General features: G+C 70.5%; 16 protein-coding genes. 8 read left to right on the top strand and 8 right to left on the bottom strand.

Annotated features, from left to right (window positions below; translation table 11 throughout):
- Positions 1-338 precede the first annotated feature (338 nt).
- The 3 genes from CF165_RS26490 (at position 339) to CF165_RS26480 (ending at position 4388) form a co-directional block, all read left to right on the top strand.
- Positions 339-1811, top strand: coding sequence for a family 2B encapsulin nanocompartment shell protein (locus tag CF165_RS26490; protein ID WP_093950282.1), 1473 nt, complete (start codon positions 339-341; stop codon positions 1809-1811).
- A 172-nt stretch (positions 1812-1983) separates the two neighbouring features.
- Positions 1984-3372 (top strand): family 2B encapsulin nanocompartment shell protein, encoded by a 1389-nt coding sequence (locus CF165_RS26485; protein WP_093950281.1) that lies wholly within the window; start codon positions 1984-1986, stop codon positions 3370-3372.
- Complete coding sequence (locus CF165_RS26480; RefSeq protein ID WP_093950280.1) at positions 3369-4388, top strand: family 2 encapsulin nanocompartment cargo protein polyprenyl transferase; 1020 nt, start codon at positions 3369-3371, stop codon at positions 4386-4388. Before CF165_RS26485 ends, CF165_RS26480 begins: the two co-directional genes overlap by 4 nt.
- 140 nt (positions 4389-4528) lie before the next feature.
- Here the strand turns inward: CF165_RS26480 and CF165_RS26475 are convergent, their stop codons facing one another.
- On the bottom strand, positions 4529-5674 hold the full coding sequence (locus tag CF165_RS26475; RefSeq protein WP_093950279.1) for a CapA family protein: 1146 nt from the start codon (positions 5672-5674) through the stop codon (positions 4529-4531).
- A gap of 393 nt (positions 5675-6067) precedes the next feature.
- Between CF165_RS26475 and CF165_RS26470 the strand changes: the two genes are divergently transcribed.
- The 5 genes from CF165_RS26470 (at position 6068) to CF165_RS26450 (ending at position 11485) form a co-directional block, all read left to right on the top strand.
- Positions 6068-7042, top strand: a complete 975-nt coding sequence (locus CF165_RS26470) for a substrate-binding domain-containing protein (protein WP_093950278.1) — start codon at positions 6068-6070, stop codon at positions 7040-7042.
- Positions 7043-7105: 63 nt separating this feature from the next.
- Positions 7106-8644 (top strand): sugar ABC transporter ATP-binding protein, encoded by a 1539-nt coding sequence (locus CF165_RS26465; RefSeq protein WP_093950277.1) that lies wholly within the window; start codon positions 7106-7108, stop codon positions 8642-8644.
- Entirely contained in the window at positions 8641-9675 is a 1035-nt protein-coding gene (locus tag CF165_RS26460; protein ID WP_093950276.1) for an ABC transporter permease, read from the top strand. The genes CF165_RS26465 and CF165_RS26460 overlap by 4 nt, the downstream gene beginning before the upstream one ends.
- A 2-nt stretch (positions 9676-9677) precedes the next feature.
- On the top strand, positions 9678-10331 hold the full coding sequence (locus CF165_RS26455; protein ID WP_093950275.1) for a FadR/GntR family transcriptional regulator: 654 nt from the start codon (positions 9678-9680) through the stop codon (positions 10329-10331).
- Positions 10332-10402: 71 nt separating this feature from the next.
- A complete protein-coding gene (locus CF165_RS26450) occupies positions 10403-11485 on the top strand; it encodes a glycoside hydrolase family 88 protein (protein WP_093950274.1) in 1083 nt (360 codons plus the stop codon).
- Between the two features lie 33 nt (positions 11486-11518).
- Here CF165_RS26450 and CF165_RS26445 read toward each other — a convergent pair whose 3' ends face one another.
- The 7 genes from CF165_RS26445 to CF165_RS26415 form a co-directional block, all read right to left on the bottom strand.
- Positions 11519-12181: an HAD family hydrolase gene (locus CF165_RS26445; RefSeq protein ID WP_158226832.1), complete on the bottom strand. Its 663-nt coding sequence runs from the start codon at positions 12179-12181 to the stop codon at positions 11519-11521.
- A gap of 56 nt (positions 12182-12237) precedes the next feature.
- Positions 12238-13542: a DNA polymerase IV gene (locus tag CF165_RS26440; RefSeq protein ID WP_093950273.1), complete on the bottom strand. Its 1305-nt coding sequence runs from the start codon at positions 13540-13542 to the stop codon at positions 12238-12240.
- A gap of 1 nt (position 13543) precedes the next feature.
- A complete protein-coding gene (locus CF165_RS26435) occupies positions 13544-13855 on the bottom strand; it encodes a transcriptional regulator (protein ID WP_086856427.1) in 312 nt (103 codons plus the stop codon).
- Positions 13852-14475, bottom strand: coding sequence for a hypothetical protein (locus tag CF165_RS26430; protein WP_093950272.1), 624 nt, complete (start codon positions 14473-14475; stop codon positions 13852-13854). Before CF165_RS26430 ends, CF165_RS26435 begins: the two co-directional genes overlap by 4 nt.
- A gap of 57 nt (positions 14476-14532) precedes the next feature.
- Complete coding sequence (locus tag CF165_RS26425) at positions 14533-15264, bottom strand: ABC transporter permease (protein WP_093950271.1); 732 nt, start codon at positions 15262-15264, stop codon at positions 14533-14535.
- Positions 15261-16160 (bottom strand): ABC transporter ATP-binding protein, encoded by a 900-nt coding sequence (locus CF165_RS26420; RefSeq protein ID WP_093950270.1) that lies wholly within the window; start codon positions 16158-16160, stop codon positions 15261-15263. Before CF165_RS26420 ends, CF165_RS26425 begins: the two co-directional genes overlap by 4 nt.
- Before the next feature lie 315 nt (positions 16161-16475).
- On the bottom strand, positions 16476-18023 hold the full coding sequence (locus tag CF165_RS26415) for an alpha/beta hydrolase (RefSeq protein WP_093950269.1): 1548 nt from the start codon (positions 18021-18023) through the stop codon (positions 16476-16478).
- Between the last annotated feature and the right edge of the window lie 93 nt (positions 18024-18116).

Genomic DNA, 18116 nt, shown 5'->3' with positions numbered 1-18116 from the left:
TAGCGACCCGTTTCCGGGCGGACAACCGCAATTGCGGAATTCATCCGGGTGGCCGTATCCCCGCCCCGCGAATCGCCGGTTCGGCGCAGTTCCGCGCATCACGACCACTCCCGGCGTTCTCCCTGCGACCGGGGAAGGCCGCGCCGAGCCGCGATCGTCCCGACCGGGTGACAGCCGTCAACACGCGGTGACCACTTCTTTCCGGCACACGGCCAAATGATCAATAACGAACCGGTGATCATCGCCATGACCCGATCGTGTTCTTGTGCCACCGAACGCGGTTGCTATGTTGATTTCGAGGGGTTGCGAAATCCGCGAATAGCAAGAAATAGCAGCTCATGACCGGCGTGCCCGAGGGGGCGCGTGCCGACGCGAATGAATGGGTGGTTCTCGCTGTGACTGTCACCGACCCGGTGGATTCCGTGAACGCGGACGAGCAGACGCTGTCGAGCCTGAGCCGGGCCGCGGCCCGGACACTGGCGACGACGACGAAGTCGGTTCCGCAGATGCAGGGCATCTCCTCCCGGTGGCTGCTGAAGCTGCTGCCCTGGGTGGAGGTCTCCGGCGGCGCGTACCGGGTGAACCGGCGGCTGAGCTACGCGGTCGGCGACGGCCGGGTCACGTTCACCACGACCGGCTCGCAGGTCCGGGTCATCCCGCCGGAACTGGGCGAACTGGCGCCGTTGCGGGGGTTCGACGACGAAGAGGTCCTCACCGAACTGGCCGACCGGTTCACCCAGCACGAATTCGAGCCGGGCGACGCCCTGGTGGAGTTCGGGAGCCAGGCCGACCAGGTGTTCCTCCTCGCCCACGGCAAGATCAGCAAGATCGGCACCGGCGCCTACGGCGACCAGGTCGTGCTGGGCACGCTCGCCGACGGCGACCACTTCGGGGAGCACGCGCTCGTCAGCGGGGACGGGATCTGGGAGTTCACCGCCAAGGCCGTCACCGCCTGCACCGTGCTTTCCCTGCCCCGCCAGGCGTTCGAGGACGTCCTGGCCCGTTCGGAAACGCTGCGGGCGCACCTCGACGGCTACGTGGCGCAGGGTGAGGCGCCCAGCAACGACCAAGGCGAGGCCGAGATCTCCCTGGCGTCGGGGCACGACGGGGAACCGGTGCTGCCGGGCACGTTCGTCGACTACGAAGCCAGGCCGCGGGAGTACGAGCTGTCCGTGGCGCAGACGGTCCTTCGGGTCCATTCGCGCGTCGCCGACCTCTACAACCAGCCGATGAACCAGATCGAGCAGCAGCTGCGGCTGACCGTGGAGGCGTTGCGGGAACGCCAGGAACACGAGCTGATCAACAACGCGGACTTCGGCCTGCTGCACAACGCCGACTTCGCGCAGCGGATCCCCACCCGCACCGGTCCCCCGACCCCGGACGACCTCGACGAGCTGCTCTCGCTCGTGTGGAAGGACCCCGGGTTCTTCCTCGCCCACCCCAAGACGATCGCCGCGTTCGGCCGCGAATGCACGAAGGCCGGCGTCTACCCCGACGCCGTCGACCTCGGCGGGCACCACGTCCCGGCGTGGCGCGGGGTGCCGATCCTGCCCTGCAACAAGATCCCCGTCACCGAGACCCGCACCAGCTCGGTCCTGCTGATGCGCACCGGCGAAGAGGCCCAGGGCGTGGTCGGGCTGCACCAGACCGGGCTGCCGGACGAGTACCAGCCGGGGCTGAACGTGCGGTTCATGGGCATCAACGAGCAGGCCGTCATCTCCTACCTCGTCTCCGCCTACTACTCCGCCGCGGTGCTGGTGCCCGACGCCCTCGCCGTCCTGGAAGCCGCCGAACTCGGCCGGGAGGAGTGATGCCCGAGCCCGCGACTCCGCCTCGCAAGCCGGACGCGCCCGGGCGCCCGCCCGCGTTACCGCCGTCCGCCTTCGGGCCGACCGGGCTCGGCACGGCCGCCGCCCGGGTCGTGCCGCGGCCCGCGGGCACCCGTCCGCCCGAAGCCCCCGAACCCGATCGGCGCGTGAAACCTTGACAGTCACCGAAGAAACGGCCGTGCAGCTGTCGCTGAGCGTCAGAGCGGCGCGGACGCTGACCACGACGACCAAGTCGCTGCCGCAGATGCGCGGCATCACCACCCGCTGGCTGCTGGCGCAACTCCCGTGGGTCGACGTCCCGGCCGGCAGCTACCGGGTCAACCGGCGCCTGACCTACACCGTGGGCGACGGCAAGGTGAGCTTCTACAACACCGGCGCCCGGGTGCAGGTCGTGCCCGCCGAGCTCACCGAACTCGCCCTGCTCCGCGATTTCGGCGACCAGCAGGCGCTGAGCGCGTTGGCCGGCGCCTTCGAACAACGCGAATACGAACCCGGCGCGACACTCTTCACCGAGGGCACGCCGCTGGACACGCTGGTGCTCATCGCCCACGGCAAGGTCACCCGCCACGGCACCGGCGAGTACGGCGACGAGGTCCTCCTCGGCACCGCCACCGACGGCGACCACTTCGGCGAGGAACTCCTCGGCGGCGACACCGGCACCTGGGCGTTCACCGCACGGGCCGCCACCCGCGTCGTCGCGCTGGTGCTGCCCGCCGCGGCCTACGCCCGCCTCAACGGCCGGTCCGAAGCGCTTCGCACCCACGTCGCGGAAGCGCTGACGCGGCCGCGGAAACCGCAGAACAAAGCCGGCGAGGCGAGCGTCGACCTGGCAGCCGGGCACGACGGGGAACCGCTCCTGCCCGGCACCTACGTCGACTACGACCCTTCGCCGCGCGAGTACGACCTGGCCGTCGCGCAGACTGTGCTGCGGGTGCACAACCGCGTCACCGACCTCTACAACCAGCCGATGAACCAGCTCGAACAGCAGCTGCGGCTGACCGTGGAAGCACTGCGGGAACGCCAGGAACACGAGCTGGTCAACAACACCGAGTTCGGGCTGCTGCACAACGCCGACCTCAAGCACCGGCTGACCACCCGCACCGGGCCGCCGACCCCGCTCGACCTGGACGACCTGCTCAGCCGCCGCCGAAAGACGCGGTTCTTCCTCGCCCACCCGCGCGCGATCGCGGCGTTCGGCCGGGAGTGCACCGCCCGGCGGGTGTATCCCGCTCCCACCGTGCTGGACGGCAAGCGCGTCGCCGCCTGGCGCGGGGTGCCGATCCTGCCGTGCGACAAAATCCCGGTCAGCGCTTCGGGAACGACGTCGATCCTGGCCATGCGGACCGGCGAAGACGACGCCGGGGTCATCGGCCTGCGCCCGAAAGCGCTGCCCGACGAATACCAGCCGGGGCTGAACGTCCGCTTCATGCACACCGACGAACGCGCGGTGACCTCGTACCTGGTCAGCGCGTACCACTCCGCCGCCGTCCTCGTCCCGGACGCGCTCGGGGTGCTCGACGACGTCGAGATCGGCCGCTCATGACGACCATGAACACGCGCACCGCGGCCCGGCCCCTCGCCGATGTCCTCGCCTGGAGCCGCGGTTTGGTCGACCCGGCGCTGCACACCGCCGTCGAGCGGCTGCCCGAGGCGATGCGGCGGATCGCCGCCTACCACTTCGGCTGGGCGGACGCCCACGGGCGGCCGTCGTCGGCCGACGGCGGCAAGGCGTTGCGGCCGGCCCTGGTGCTGTTGTGCGCGGAAGCCGCGGGCGGCGACCCCGCGGACGCCGTTCCCGCCGCCGTCGCGATCGAGCTGGTGCACAACTTCTCGCTGCTGCACGACGACGTCATGGACGGCGACACGACCCGGCGGCACCGCGCGACGGCGTGGACGGTGTTCGGCACCGGGCCGGCGGTGCTCGCCGGGGACGCGTTGCTGAGCCTGGCGTTCGAGGTGCTGGCGCCGGGCGGGGCGCCGAACGCGCGGCTGCTGTCGTCCGCGGTGCTGGCCCTGCTCGAGGGACAGGCCGCGGACCTGGACTTCGAGCAGCGCGACGACGTCACCCCCGGCGAGTGCGCCCGGATGGCGGAGGGCAAGACGGCGGCCCTGCTGGGCGCGGCGTGCACGCTCGGAGCGACGTCCGGGCAGCGCGAGGCGGACCGCTTCGGCGCGTTCGGGCGGTCGGTCGGGCTGGCGTTCCAGCACGTCGACGACCTGCTCGGCATCTGGGGCGACCCGGCCGTCACCGGCAAGCCGGTGTACTCGGACCTGCAGAACCGCAAGAAGTCGCTGCCGGTGGTGACGGCGCTGTGTTCGGGCACGGACGCGGGCGCGGACCTGGCCACGCTCTACGCCCGGCGGGAGCCCCTCGACGAAGCGTCGCTGGCCCGCGCGGCTTCCCTGGTGGAGGCCGCGGGCGGACGTCAGTGGAGCCAGGCCCAGGCGGAGGCGTTGCTGGCCAAGGCCTTGCGCGACCTCGCCGCGGCGAACCCGGTCCCCCGCCCGGCCGCCGAACTGGCGGCCCTGGCCCGCCTGATCACCACCCGCACCCACTGAGAGCGTGATTGAACCGCCAACTCACGTGATCAGAACGCCAACTCACGTGATTGGAGGGTCGACACGCCGCGGCGGGTCCGGTGCCGCCGTGTCGACCCTCCAATCACGCGTGTCGACCTCTCAATCACGCGTGTCGACCCTTACTTGCCGGGGCGGGTCAGGCCGGACTTGTCCGCGTTGAGGCTCAGGATGTTCTTGTCCGTGTCCTGAAGGGCCTTGGTGACCTGGGGGGACTTGGGGGATGTCGACAAGTCGATCAGGCGGATCGGGGCGTCCAGCTTGATCAGGGTGGGGATGTACTCGGCCTTGTCGACCTTCCAGCGGTCGCCGTCGCGGACGAAGCGGAAACGGGCTGCCGCGCCTTCCTCCGTGTCGCCGCGGGGGTCGGAGTGGCGGGCGACGCTGTTGCCGAGGCCGTAGGCCACCCACTTGCCGCCGATCTTCTCGAACGGCTGGACCACGTGGGCGTGGTGGCCGACGATCAGGTCGATGTCGTCCGACGCCAGGAGTTTCTTGGCCTGCGACCGCTGTTCCGCCGTCGGGTCGTGCTGGTACTCGACACCCCAGTGCAGGCTCGCGATCACGACCTGCGCGCCGGCTTCGCGAGCCTTGCGGGCCGCGGCGAGGACGTCGTCGACGTCGATCTGGTTGGCCAGCCACGGTTTGCCGGACGGCACCTTGATCCCGTTGAAGCCAAAGGCGTAGGACACCTGCGCGACCTTGACGCCGTGGACGTCGAGGATGAGCGGTTTCGCGGCTTCGGCGGCCGACCGCGCCGAGCCGGTGTGCTTGACGCCGACGTCGTCGAGCTTGGCCAGGGTGCGGGTGACGCCCTCGGCGCCCTGGTCGATGGTGTGGTTGGACGACGTCGAGCAGGTGTCGTAGCCGGTGTCCTTGATCGCGTCGGCGATCTCCGGCGGCGCGCTGAACGACGGATACCCGCTGTAGGGCCCACCTTCCGGCGCCAGCGGCGTCTCGAGGTGGCAGATCCCCAGGTCGGCGCCGGAGATCAGCGGCTTGATCCCGGCCAGCAGTGGTCGGTAGTCGATCTTTCCGTGGCCGTCGGCCTCGGCCTGCTCGGTCAGCGCCGGGTGGATCAGGACGTCCCCGGTGGCGACGACGCTGAACGACCCATCCGGTGCGGCAGAGGCGTCGGGCGCGGCGGCGGACGAGGATTCCGCCGCTTCCGGGAACGGCGTCGGCGCCGGACCTTGCTGCGGCGGGCTGCTGCAGGCGGCCGCCAGGACGGCGACGCCGGCGAGCGCGGCGACGCGGTGCTTCGTCATCGGACCCCCTCCTGACGTGGTCCGGCCATCCTGCCAGCCGGGCGAATCGGGCAGGGACGCCGTCCCGCTGATCGACAAAACCCGCTCGACCAATCGCACCACAGTCGACAACACCGATCAGAACATTCCCACTGGACAAAACCGGTCAACACGCAGGACAGGGACAGAAAAATACGATAATTGACCGCGCTTACGTACCCACGATGTCACGGAGAGTAGGTCTCACTCCGCTAACTGCCGGGCCAAAGCGCCTTGACGCTCCACGAACGGGTGTTTTGTAATACGAGTCACTCGCGGTACCCGACCCGCCCCACTCGACCTCGGCCCCCATGGGAGCACTCGATGTCCACATACCCGCACAGGTTCCGGACCTGGAGCGTTGTTGGTTGTTGTTTGATTTCCGGTGTCCTGATGGCCTCCTGCTCCTCCGGCAAGGACACTGCGGCACCGCAGCAGCAGGCGCCGTCCAACGGCAAGATCACCCTGTACTACCTGCAGAAACAGGGTGACCAGCAGTACTTCGTCGAGCAGGCGCAGGGCGCGCAGGAGAAGGCGAAGGAGCTCGGTGTCGAGCTGAAGGTCGTCAACCTCGGCCAGGACGCCAACAAGGCGATCACCGAACTCGACGCCGCGGTCGCGCAGGGCGCCAACGGCGTCGCGATCGTCGTCCCGGACCAGGCCATCGGCCCGCAGGTGATCGACAAGGCCAAGAGCGCCGGCATCCCGCTGATCGCCTCGGATGACGTCATCAAGGACGGCTCGGGCGCGAAGGCGCCGTTCGTCGGCTTCAACGGCAGCCAGATGGGCGACTCGGTCGGCACCGAGGCCGGGAAGCTGTTCAAGGCCGCGGGCTGGGCCGCCGCCGACACGAAGATCATCAGCGCCTACAAGCAGGACCTGACCGTCTGCACCGACCGCGTCAACGCCGCGAAGAGCGCGTTCGCGAAGTCCGCGGGCGCGGACGTCCAGGTGATCAACGTCGGCACCGACAACTCCCCGGTCGACGCGCAGAACAAGTCCGGCGCGGTGATCGGCTCCAACCCGGGCGTCAAGCACTGGGTCGTCTGGGGCTGCAACGACGAGAACGAGACCGGCGTCGTGACCGCGCTGGCCAACTCCGGCGTGCCGGCGAACAACATCATCGGCGTCGGGCTCGGCGCGTACCTCACCTGCAAGGACTGGGCCGCCGGCAAGGACACCGGCAACAAGGCCGCGCTCTACATCTCCGGCGCCGAGGTCGGCCGCTCGGCGATCCAGGTGCTCGTCGACAAGGTGAAGAACGGCAAGGCCCTGCCCGCGGAGACGATCGCGAAGACCACGATCGTCAACAAGGACAACTACAAGCAGGCCGGCGTCAACTGCACCTGACCGCTCTCCCGTGGGTGGTGCCCAGCGCACCGCCCACGGGACCGTCCGCCGAAGGGCCGTTCAATGTCCTCCTCTTCACCCGCGCTGGCCGTCGAGGGCATCGGCAAGCGCTTCTCCGGTGTCACCGCCCTCGACGACGTCTCGCTGGAGTTCCGCTCCGGCGAAGTCCTGGCCCTGATGGGCGAGAACGGCGCCGGCAAGTCGACGCTCCTGCGCGTGCTGTCCGGTGACCAGGGCCCCGACGACGGCCGGCTCCTCCTGGACGGCACCGAGGTCACCTTCGACACCCCGCGCGCGGCGATGGCCGCGGGGGTGCGCGTGATCTACCAGGAACCCGAGATCATCCCGCACGTTTCGGTGGCGGAGAACGTCTTCGTCGGCGAACTCCCCGCGAAGGCGCGCGTCTTCAACCGCCGCACGCTCATGAAGGCGACCCAGGAAGCGCTCGCCGAGTACGGCTTCGAAGGCGTGCTCAACCCGGCGACGCTCGGTGTCGCGCTGTCGGCGGCGCAGCGGCAGATCGTCGAGATTCTCCGGGTCCTCACTGCGGCCACCCCGCCGAAGGTGATCGCGTTCGACGAGCCGACGTCGTCGCTGTCGGAACACGAGGTGGAGGCGTTGTTCCGGCTGATCGGGCGGCTGCGCGACAGCGGCGTCGCGGTCGTCTACGTCTCGCACCGGATGAAGGAGATCTTCCAGCTCGCGGACCGCGTCGCCGTGCTGCGCGACGGGAAGCTCGTCGGCGTCCAGCAGGTAGCGGAGACCGACGAGCCCGGCCTGGTGCGGATGATGATCGGTCGCGACCTTTCGGCGCTCGAGCGCCGCGTCACGCAGGACACCGGTGAGGAGGTCCTCAAGCTCGACGACGTCACGACCGACGACGTCACCGGCATCTCCCTGCAGGTCCGCGCGGGCGAGGTGGTCTGCCTCGCCGGGCTGGTCGGCGCGGGACGGTCCGAGCTGGCCCGCGCGATCGTCGGCGACCTGCCGATCCGGTCCGGGACCGTCGAACTCGACGGCAAGCGGCTGCGCGCGCACAACCCCGGCGACGCCGTGAAGGCGGGCATCGGCTTCGCGCCCGAAGAGCGCAAGACGGACGCGTTGCTCATGCAGCGGTCCGTACGCGACAACGTCTCCATCGCCGTCCTCGACCGCCTTCGCCGCTTCCGTGTCGTGAAGCGGGCGAAGGAACGCGCGCTGGTCGAGGAGTACGTACGCGAGCTTCGCGTGCGGACGCCGTCGATGGAGCAGGAAGTGCGCAAGCTGTCCGGCGGCAACCAGCAGAAGGCTGTCCTCGCGCGCTGGCTCGCGCGGCGGCCGAAGCTGCTGATCCTCGACGAGCCGACGCGCGGGGTCGACGTCGGCGCGAAGGCCGAGATCTACCGGATCATCGACGGCCTCGCCGCCGAAGGCATCGCCCTGCTGGTCATCTCCTCCGACCTGCCCGAGGTGCTGACGCTGGCCGACCGGATCCTCGTGATGCGGGCCGGCCGTCTCGCGGGCGAGCTCGGCCGCGAGGAAGCGACCGAAGAAGCCGTGCTGACCCTCGCCATCCCCGAAACCGAACCCGCCGTCGAAGAAGCCCAGGAGATCGGCGCATGAGTACCCCCACCCAGGAGAAAGCGATGTCCTCCGAACCGGCCGCGCCGCAGCAGCCCTCGGCGCTGCGCCGGGCGCTGACCGGCATCGGCGTGCAGAACTCCAGCCTGATCATCACGCTGATCGCGCTGGTGATCCTGCTGAGCGTGCTGAACGAGAACTTCTTCCGCACCAACAACCTGCTGCTGATCGGCAGCGCGATCACCATCATGGGGCTGCTGGCCCTGGTCCAGACCCTGGTGATCATCCTGGGCGCGCTGGACATCTCGGTCGGCTCGATGGCCGGGCTCGCGTCGGTCATCTCGGCGATGGTGTTCACCTCGACCGGCAACGCCGAGGTCGGGATCCTCGCCGCGGTCGGCGTCGGCATCCTGTGCGGCCTGGTCAACGGCATGATCATCATCTTCGGCCGGGTCAACCCGGTGGTCGCGACGCTGGCCATGCTCGCCACCTACAAGGGCATCGCGCAGGTCATCTCGGACGGCAAGGCGCAGGGCTACACCGGCGGCGACGACCTGTTCATCTTCCTGGCCAAGGGCGCGATCGCGGGCCTGCCGTCGCTGGTGTGGGTGTTCCTGATCGTCGCGGCGCTGCTGCACTTCCTCCTGAAGTACACCGACATCGGCCGCAACGTCTACGCCATCGGCGGCAACGACACCGCCGCCCGGCTGGCCGGCATCAACATCAACCGGTACATCATCGGCGTGTACGCCCTCGTCGGCGTGGTCGCGGCGATCGCGGGCGTGCTGATCACCGCGCGTACCGGCTCCGGCCAGCCGACGTCCGGCTCGGAGGGCCTGGAGCTGCAGGCCGTCACCGGCGCCGCGCTCGGCGGCACGATGCTCAAGGGCGGCCGCGGGTCGATCATCTCGACCGTGCTCGCGGTGATCATCCTGGGCGTGCTCGACAACGGCATGTCCGGGCTGGGCATCAACCCGTTCTGGCAGAACGTCGCCCACGGCGCCCTGCTCGTGATCGCGGTCGTGCTGCAGCAGCTGCGCAGCGGGGAACGGCGCGTCGGCCTGCCCGAGTAGCGGTGCGGAACCTCCACGCGCGCATCGTCGACGAACTGGGCAGGCTCATCGTGGAAGGCGTCCTCGGGGACGGGCAGCCGCTCGTCCCCGAGGAGCTCGGCCGGCGGTTCTCCGCCTCCCGGACCGTGGTCCGCGAAGCGTTGCGCGTGCTGGAGTCCAAGGGCATGGTCACCGCGCGCCCGCGGGTCGGCACGTGGACACTGCCGCCCGAGGCGTGGGACGCGATCGACCCGGACGTCATCGCCTGGCGCGTCGGCGGTCCGGACGGCCGCGAGCACCTGCGCGAGCTGTTCGAACTGCGGCTGGCGATCGAACCGCAGGCGGCACGGATGGCCGCGCGGCACCGGCGTCCGGACGAGCTTTCGGTGATGGCGGCGGCCTACGCGCTGATGGCCGACGCGGTCGACACCGCGGCCTTCCGGGCCGCGGACGCGCGGTTCCACGCGGCGCTGGTCCGCGCGTCGGGGAACGCGCTGATCGCGCAGCTTCAGGTGCCGGTGGTGGCGGCACTGCGGGCGCAGGGCGAACCGGCGGACACGCTCGTCGCGCATTCCCGCGTGCTGACGCTGGTGCTGGCGAAGGACGCCGACGGCGCCGAGTCCGCGTCCCGCCGATTGCTGGAAACCGTTGCGGCGTACCACTCATCGGCACCTTGACACACCCACCGGGACGCGCTTCACTCGCTGCGGATGACCCGCCGCCATGACGTGCTGAGGAGGACGCTTTCATGCGTTTCCCGGGAATTCGTGGTTTCGGCGTGCTCGCGGCCGCGGCCTTGGCGAGCGGGCTGGTGCCGGCGACGGTGGCGGTCGCGGCACCGGCCGGATGCGCTGTCTCGGACGAGATGGTGGCCGCGGGCAACTACTGGGTCGCCAACGGGACGAACCTCGCCGCGCCGGACTGGCAGAACGCCACGTTCCACGTCGGCAACCTCGCCCTGGTCCGGACCACCGGCCAGTCCAACCACAAGACGCTCCCCTGGGCGCAGGCGAACAACTACCAGCTGCCCACCGACCCGAAACGGCCGTTCTTCCCCGACAACCAGGCGGCCGGCGAGGCGTACCTCGACCTGTACACCTACTTCCACCCCGAGATCTCCCTGGAATCGATCCGCACGCGAATCAAGGACGAAGTGGCTTCGGTGCAGGCGGGACACCGCGACTACTGGAACTACGTCGACGCGCTGAACATGGCGATGCCGTCGTTCGCCCGGATGAGCCTGATCGACCACGATCCGTCCTATTTGGACGCCATGCAGCAGCTTTTCTCCTACTCCGAGCACAAGCTGTTCAACGAGTTCACCGGCCTGTGGTACCGCGACGCGCGGTTCAAGGGCACGGGCGTGTTCTGGTCGCGCGGCAACGGCTGGGCCCTGGCGGCGCTGACGAAGGTCCTGCAGGTCCTCCCGGCGGACGATCCGCGGCGGCCGGAGTACCTGCGCGTGTTCAAGAAGATGGCGTCGACGCTGGCTCTGGTCCAGCGCCGTGACGGCTTCTGGAACTCCGACCTGCTGAACCCGTGGGACCACGGTGGCCCGGAGACCAGCGGCACGGCGTTCTTCACCTTCGGCATCGGCTGGGGCATCAACGCGGGCATCCTCGACGCCGCCCGGTTCCGCCCGGTGGTCGACAAGGCGTGGACGGCGCTGTCAACGAAGGCTCTGCAGCCGAGCGGCCTGGTCGGCTACGTCCAGCCGGTCGGCGACCGCCCGGCCACGGCGAAGCAGACGGACACCGCGGCCTACGGCGTGGGCGCGTTCCTGCTCGCGGGTCAGCAGGTGGCGAAGCTCCAGGGCTGCTCGGCCTCCTGAGCCGGAAGGGGGCTTCCCGCGCGGGAAGCCCCCTCAGTCCGTCAGCAGCTGCGTCAGGTCGGCGACGATCCACTCGGTGCTCAGGCCCGCCGCCACGAAGTCGGCCGCCGGCTCGATGCCGCTGAGCACCGCCACGAACGGCACCGACCGGGCCGACGCCACGCGGAAGTCGCGGACGCTGTCCCCGATGTACACCAGTTCCCCACGCGCGTAACCGGCACGGGCCAGGTGCTCGACGACGACGTCGAGCGCCCGCGGATCCGGTTTGTGGAACGGGGTTTCCTCGTGGCCGTGGATCCACGCGAAGTACCGCGTGAGGCCCACGGCGTCCAGGTCCTGCGTGATCAGCGCGCGGCTGCTGGAGGTGAGGATCTCCATCCGCGTCCCCCGGGCGGCCAGCCGCGCGAGCAGTTCGGGCGCGCCCTTCGTGGTCCGGGGGTGGTTCACGCGCATCGCGAGCCGGTAGCGCCGGACGAAGGCGCCCGGGTCGATCGACGGCACGATCGCGGCGACGAACCGGTCGAACGGGAGTCCCCACGCCGCGACGATGGTCTCGGGGGTGAGCGTGACGCCGAACGTCCGGGCGGTCCTGATCAGCAGCCGCCAGCGGGTCCTGGCGGTGGCGAGCACGGTGTCGTCGCAGTCGAAGATCACCGCCCGTGCGCACCGGACCAGCTCGGCCGCTTCCCACGACACGGACCACCCCCTCGGCGACACGGCTTCCCAGAATGTCACATCCGGCGGGCCGGTGCTCAGCTCAGGCAGTCGCCGGGGTCGCCGCGGCGCAGGGCCGGGTCCGCCTGCTCGAACGTCCTCGCCACGCCGGGCCCGCTCGTGCGGGTCTCGAACCGGACCGTCACGCGGCCGTGGCCCGCGCCCTGGACCCAGCCGGTGCCGAACTCCTCGTGCACGACGTCGTCGCCCTGCCGCCACGTCGACGGGGGTGGCGCGGTGGCCGGGGCCGCGGAGACCACCGTCGAGGGCACCGAAGGGGCGGCCAGGCTGAACAGCGCGTCCTGGTGCGGTACCGAAAGTCCGCTGTAGGCGACACCCGCCAGCCGGATGCCGCCGAACTCCGCGGGGTCGAGCAGCAGGCGCTCGGCGGTCGCGGCCAGCTCGGCCAGGTCGTCGGTCGGGGCGGAGATCGTCTCGGAGCGGGTCACCGTGTGCATGTCGGTGTGCCGCAGCTTGATCACCACCGTCCGGGCGACGCGCCCGGCCTTGAGCAGCCGCTGGTGCGCCCCGGCGGCGATGCGCCGCACCTCCGTCTTCAGGGTCGCCAGGTCGATGATGTCGGTGTCGAACGTCGTTTCCGCGCTGACCTGCTTGGTCTCGGCGCGGCCCGCCACCGGGCGGTCGTCGGCGCCGGTGGCGAGCTGTCGCAGGTCGCGGCCCACGACGCCGCCGAGCGTGGCGACGGCGTCCTGTTCGGACAGTGCCGCCAGCTGCCCGAGCGTCTGGACGCCGATGAACCGCAGCTTGCTCTCGGCGACCGGGCCGATCCCCCACAGCGCACGCACCGGCAGCGGCGCGAGGAACTCCCGTTCGGTGCCCTGCGGCACGACCAGCAGCCCGTCCGGTTTGGCCTCGTCGGAGGCGATCTTCGCGATCTGCTTGCCGTTGCCCGCGCCGATCGACGCCACCAGGCCGGTCTCCTCGCGGATCCGGGCCCGCAGCTCCGCGCAGAACGACGTCACCGCCTCGAAGGAAGCACCGGTCAACGAAGGCGGTTCGGCGAAGGCCTCGTCGAGGGAGATCTTCTCCAGCACCGGCGCGACCGCCGTGACGACGGCGAAGACCTCCTGGCTGAGCCGCTCGTAAACGCGGAACCGCGGCGGCACGATCACGCCGTTCGCCGGGAGCAGCCGCCGCGCCTGGGACATCGGCATCGCCGAGCGGATGCCGAACACCCGGGATTCGTAGCTCGCGCCGGCGACGACGCCGCGGGGCCCGAGCCCGCCGACGAGCACCGGGCGCCCGGCCAGCGTCGGGCGGGTGAGCTGCTCGGCCGAGGCGTAGAAGGCGTCCAGGTCGAGGTGGATCACCCAGCGGGCCACGTCAGTCCCCGCCGGTGGCGTCCAGCAGCTGGTGGAGCGCCTTGGTGTAGCTCTCGAACGCGGCCCGGCCGGCCGCGGTCAGCCGGACCAGGGTGACCGGCGTGCGGTGCTCGTAGGCCTTGGTGATCTCGACGTACTCGGCGTCCTCGAGCTTGCGCAGGTGCGTCGAGAGGTTGCCGGCCGTCATGTCCAGGAGCTGCTGCAGCCGCGGGAACGTGATCTGGTCGCCGGTGCGCAGCCCGGCGAGCGCGACGGTGACCCGCAGCCGCGCCTGGGCGTGGATGACGGGGTCCAGCTGCGGCAGTTCGCTCATCGACCGGTCTTCTCGCGCACGAAGTAGACGACCGCGCCCAGGAGGAACCCACCACCGCCGCAGACGGTGAGCACGAGGAAGTTCGCGGGGTACCCGATCAGCACGCTCAGCGCGGCCGACACGATCATCCACGCGCCGAGGCCGTACATCAGCTTGTCCTGCCACACCATGCCGCCCGCCAGGTACATCACGCCGGTCAGCAGCAGCCACGTGCCGGTCCACAGCAGCGACACCTGGTCGTTCGACAGCGCCTGGAACTGCGTGATCCGGATGTCGACGACCATCAGCCCGATCGAGGAGAGCGCCCAGCCGTAGCCGTACATCGCGCCCACCGTGCGGGACGGCCCGCGGATCCCCCGGCCGGTGCGGATGCTGGTGTAGGTGGAGTAGGCGACGGCGCCGAGGAACAGCACCGGGACGACGATGCCGCCGGCGACCCAGCCGGGCACGCCCACGCCGGGCAGGGTCGTGACGTAGGTGAAGCCCCAGCCGACGATCCAGGCGAGGGCCCACGCGGCGAGCATCCGCGCCGGGCCCCCGCCCAGTTCCCGGCGGGTCCGCCGGTTCTGCTGGGCGATCAGGTTCAGCGACTCCTCCGCCGACAACGGTTCGTCGTCCACCTTCTTCGCCCTCCTCCCGTGCAGACCCCTCATAGCTGCACGGAAGTTAACACGCATTCACAGACGGGCCGTGTCCAGCCGGAACCGGCGCACCACGATCAGCGCCGGGACGACCAGCCAGCCGGCCAGCACGATCGCCGCGACCCACGTCCCGGAGGTGTGGGTCAGCGGGTCGAGGCCGACCCGGCGCAGCCAGTAGGTGGGCACGAAGTGCGCCAGCGTCGACATCCAGCCGGGCAGGATCTCCAGCGGGATCAACAGCCCGCCGAGGATGCTGAGCGGCATCATCAGCGCACCGGTGACCGCGCCGACCGTGTCCCCCTTTCCGAACAGGCCGATGGCCAGGCCGAGGACGGCGAACGGGAGCGTGGCCGCCCACAGGAGGACCAGCTGCCTGCCCCACTCGGCCATGGTGAGCGGCTCGCCACGCAGGAAGCCGACGAAGAAGATCGCCAGCAGCACCGGCAGGGCGACGGCCATCGCCGAGGCGACCTTGACGACCAGGTAGCCGGGGCCGCGCATCGGCGTGAGCCTCAGCTGCCGCTGCCAGCCGTCGGTGCGTTCCTGCGCCACCCGGGTGCCGGTGAACAGCGCACCGCCGCTGGCGCCGTACGCTGCCATGCCGATCATCGTCTGCGTGCTCGACCGCAGGCCATCGGGCATGATCGCGTCACCCCAGATGGAGCCGAACAGCAGGTACATCGCCACCGGCATGCCGATGGTGAAGATCGTGAACTGGGGACTGCGGAGGATCCGCTTGATCTCCAGGCTCAGGTAGGTGGTGTTCACGCGGCTGCCTCCTCGGCGGTCAGCGCCAGGAACGCCTCTTCGAGGCCGAGCGCGGTGATTTCGATGTCTTCGGCCTGCGGGTACTGCACGAGCAGCGCGCGGATCGCGGCGTCGGAGTCGGCGCAGGCGAGTTCGGCGCGGCCGCCCCGCAGTTGCACGGACGTGACGCCGGGCAGCCGCGCGAGGTCCGCCTCGGTGGCGCCGGCCACGAGGGCCTTGAGCACCCGCCCGGACACGGCGGCCCGCACCTCGGCGACCGGGCCGTCGGCGACGACGGCGCCGTGCCGCATCAGCACGACGCGGTCGGCGTAGTCCTCGGCTTCGGCGAGGTAGTGCGTCGCGAACAGGACCGTCCGGCCGGCGGCGGCGAACTCGCGGATCGACGCCCAGAATGCCCGCCTGCCGTCGACGTCCATCGCGGCGGTGGGCTCGTCGAGCACGAGCAGCTGGGGGTCGCCTGCCAAGGCGAGGGCGAACCGGACGCGCTGCCGTTCGCCGCCGGAAAGCTTGCCGCAGCGGCGTTTCACGAGGTGCCCGAGGCCCGCGCGGGCGATCACCTCGCTCGCGGGCAGCGGGTGGGCGTGCGTCGAAACGACCAGGCCGACGATTTCGCCGACCGTGACGTCCGGCAGCAGCGCGCCGTTCTGCATCATCGCGCCGACGATCCCCCGGTCGACGGCTTCGCGCGGGGTGCCGCCGGCGACGGTGATCTCCCCCGCGTCCGGCTCGGTCAGGCCGAGCAGCATGTCGACGGTGGTCGACTTGCCCGCGCCGTTCGGCCCGAGCAGCGCGACGACCTCGCCGGGCGCGACCTCGACGGACACGCCGCCGACCGCCGTGACGCGACCGAACCGCTTGGTCAGGCCGTGGAGCGCGAACGCCGGTCCCCCAGTCATGGCGCCTCCCTTCCGTTCGTGGACTTTGCATCGCAAAGTCGCTGGGGAACTTTGTAACACAAACCTCGCTTGGATTCAAAGCCCACGGTGTCGGAGAGCACGAAGCGCCCCAATGTGGCGTTGGTTGCGCTGAATGACTCTGCGGCGCGAAGCGCCTCCGCTGAGGGCGGTGGTGGGGGCATGGGAGGAGCACCCAATGTGGCGTTCGGTGCGTTGGACGCACCGAACGCCACATTGGGGCGCTTGAGGTGACCAGACGCGAAACGGGGTGCCGGGCTGGTGCCCGACACCCCGCTCTGAGCGGGTTTCCGCAGGTCAGCCGGCGAACCGGCCGGAGGCGAGGCCCTGGGTGTCCGCGTGGGCCGCGGCCGCCGTCGGCGCCGGGGGCGTCGGCTGTGGCAGCGGCGCGCACTCGACGTCGGCCGTGCGGCCCGGCTTGCGGGCCGGCAGCGCGCCCGTCGCCAGGTAGTCGGCGATCTTGTTGTCGACGCACGCGTTGCCGCGCGGGGTGATCGCGTGGCTGGTACCGCCGGGCTCCGCGATCAGCGAGGCGCCCGGGAAGCGGCTGCGGACCTCGAGGCTGCCTTCGTACGGCGTGGCCGCGTCGAGCGTCTCGTCGATCATCAGGACGCTCTGCACGCCCCGGCCGTCGACCTTCGTCGGCTTGCCCGCCTTCGCCGGCCAGTACAGGCAGGGCGCGTTGAACCACGCGTTCTGCCAGGTGAAGTACGGCGCCTTGGCGAAGGTCTGCCAGTTGTCGCGCCTCCACTGGTTCCAGCTCTGCGGCCACTGGACGTCGGTGCACTGCACGGCGAGGTACACGGCGTAGCCGTTGTCGTCGCCGCGGCCGCCGAAGGCCTCGAACAGCGTCTTCCAGTTCTGCCAGTCACCCTTGTTGACGAACCGGGAGAGCGCGTCGCCCAGCAGCGTCCACCGCAGCTGGTAGTAGCTCGCCTGCTGGATGACGTCGATGATCTCGTCCGGCCCGATCACGCCGCCGGCCGGGTTGAAGGACGCCTTGAGCAGCTGCTCGTTGACCACGCGCTGCACCGCGGCCTGCGTCTTGCCGAGGTGGTAGACGTCGTCGTGCTGGGCGACCCAGCCGAACCAGATCAGGATGTTCTTGTCGAAGGCGACGTCCTGGTTGAGGTTGTCGCCGTACCAGACGCCACGCGGGTCGACCGTCGAGTCGAGGACCATCCGGCGCACGTTCCGCGGGAACAGCGTGCCGTAGACCTGGCCGAGGTAGGTGCCGTAGGAGTAGCCGTAGAAGTTCAGCTGCTTCTGGCCCAGCGCCTGGCGGATGGAGTCCATGTCCTTGACCGTGTCGGTCGTCTTCATGTTCTCCAGCAGGGCGCGCGGGTTGTTCTTCGCGCACGCCTCGGCGTAGCCCTTGGACCGGTCGAGCCAGGTCCGCTCCAGCTGCGGGGTGAACGGCACGTACTGCGGCCGGTTGTAGTCCATGTAGTTCGGGTCGCAGCTCAGCGCGGGCTTGCTGTCCCCGACGCCGCGCGGGTCGAAGCCGACCCAGTCGTAGGCGTCACCGGCGTGGTTGGGCACGCGCGGGCCGCGGGTGGCCAGCAGCAGCCCGGAGCCGCCGGGGCCGCCCGGGTTGGTCAGCATGACGCCCTGGTACTGCGCGTCCGGGACCTTGTGCTTGACGCGGCTGACGGCGAGCTGGACCTGCTCACCGGCCGGCTTGCGGTAGTCGAGCGGAACCCCGAGGTACCCGCATTCGGCGCCGGCGGCGACCAGCGTGGGGTTGGTGCACGGCCCCCAGGCGATCGTCCCGGCAGCCGGTGCGGGCGCCGCGGTCGCGGCCGGCGCGGCCACGAGCGCGGACGCCACCGCGGCGGCGGCCACCGCGGCGAGAACGGCACGTCTCACTGTTTTCTCCCCTTTCGGCTCGGCATCGAGCGGGGTGAACCCTAGCCCCGCGCGGACTTCGCGGGGACG

Origin of the sequence: Amycolatopsis vastitatis (assembly GCF_002234595.1) — a bacterium.
Taxonomy (GTDB): Bacteria; Actinomycetota; Actinomycetes; order Mycobacteriales; family Pseudonocardiaceae; genus Amycolatopsis; species Amycolatopsis vastitatis.
This window is presented reverse-complemented; position numbering and strand designations above follow the sequence as displayed.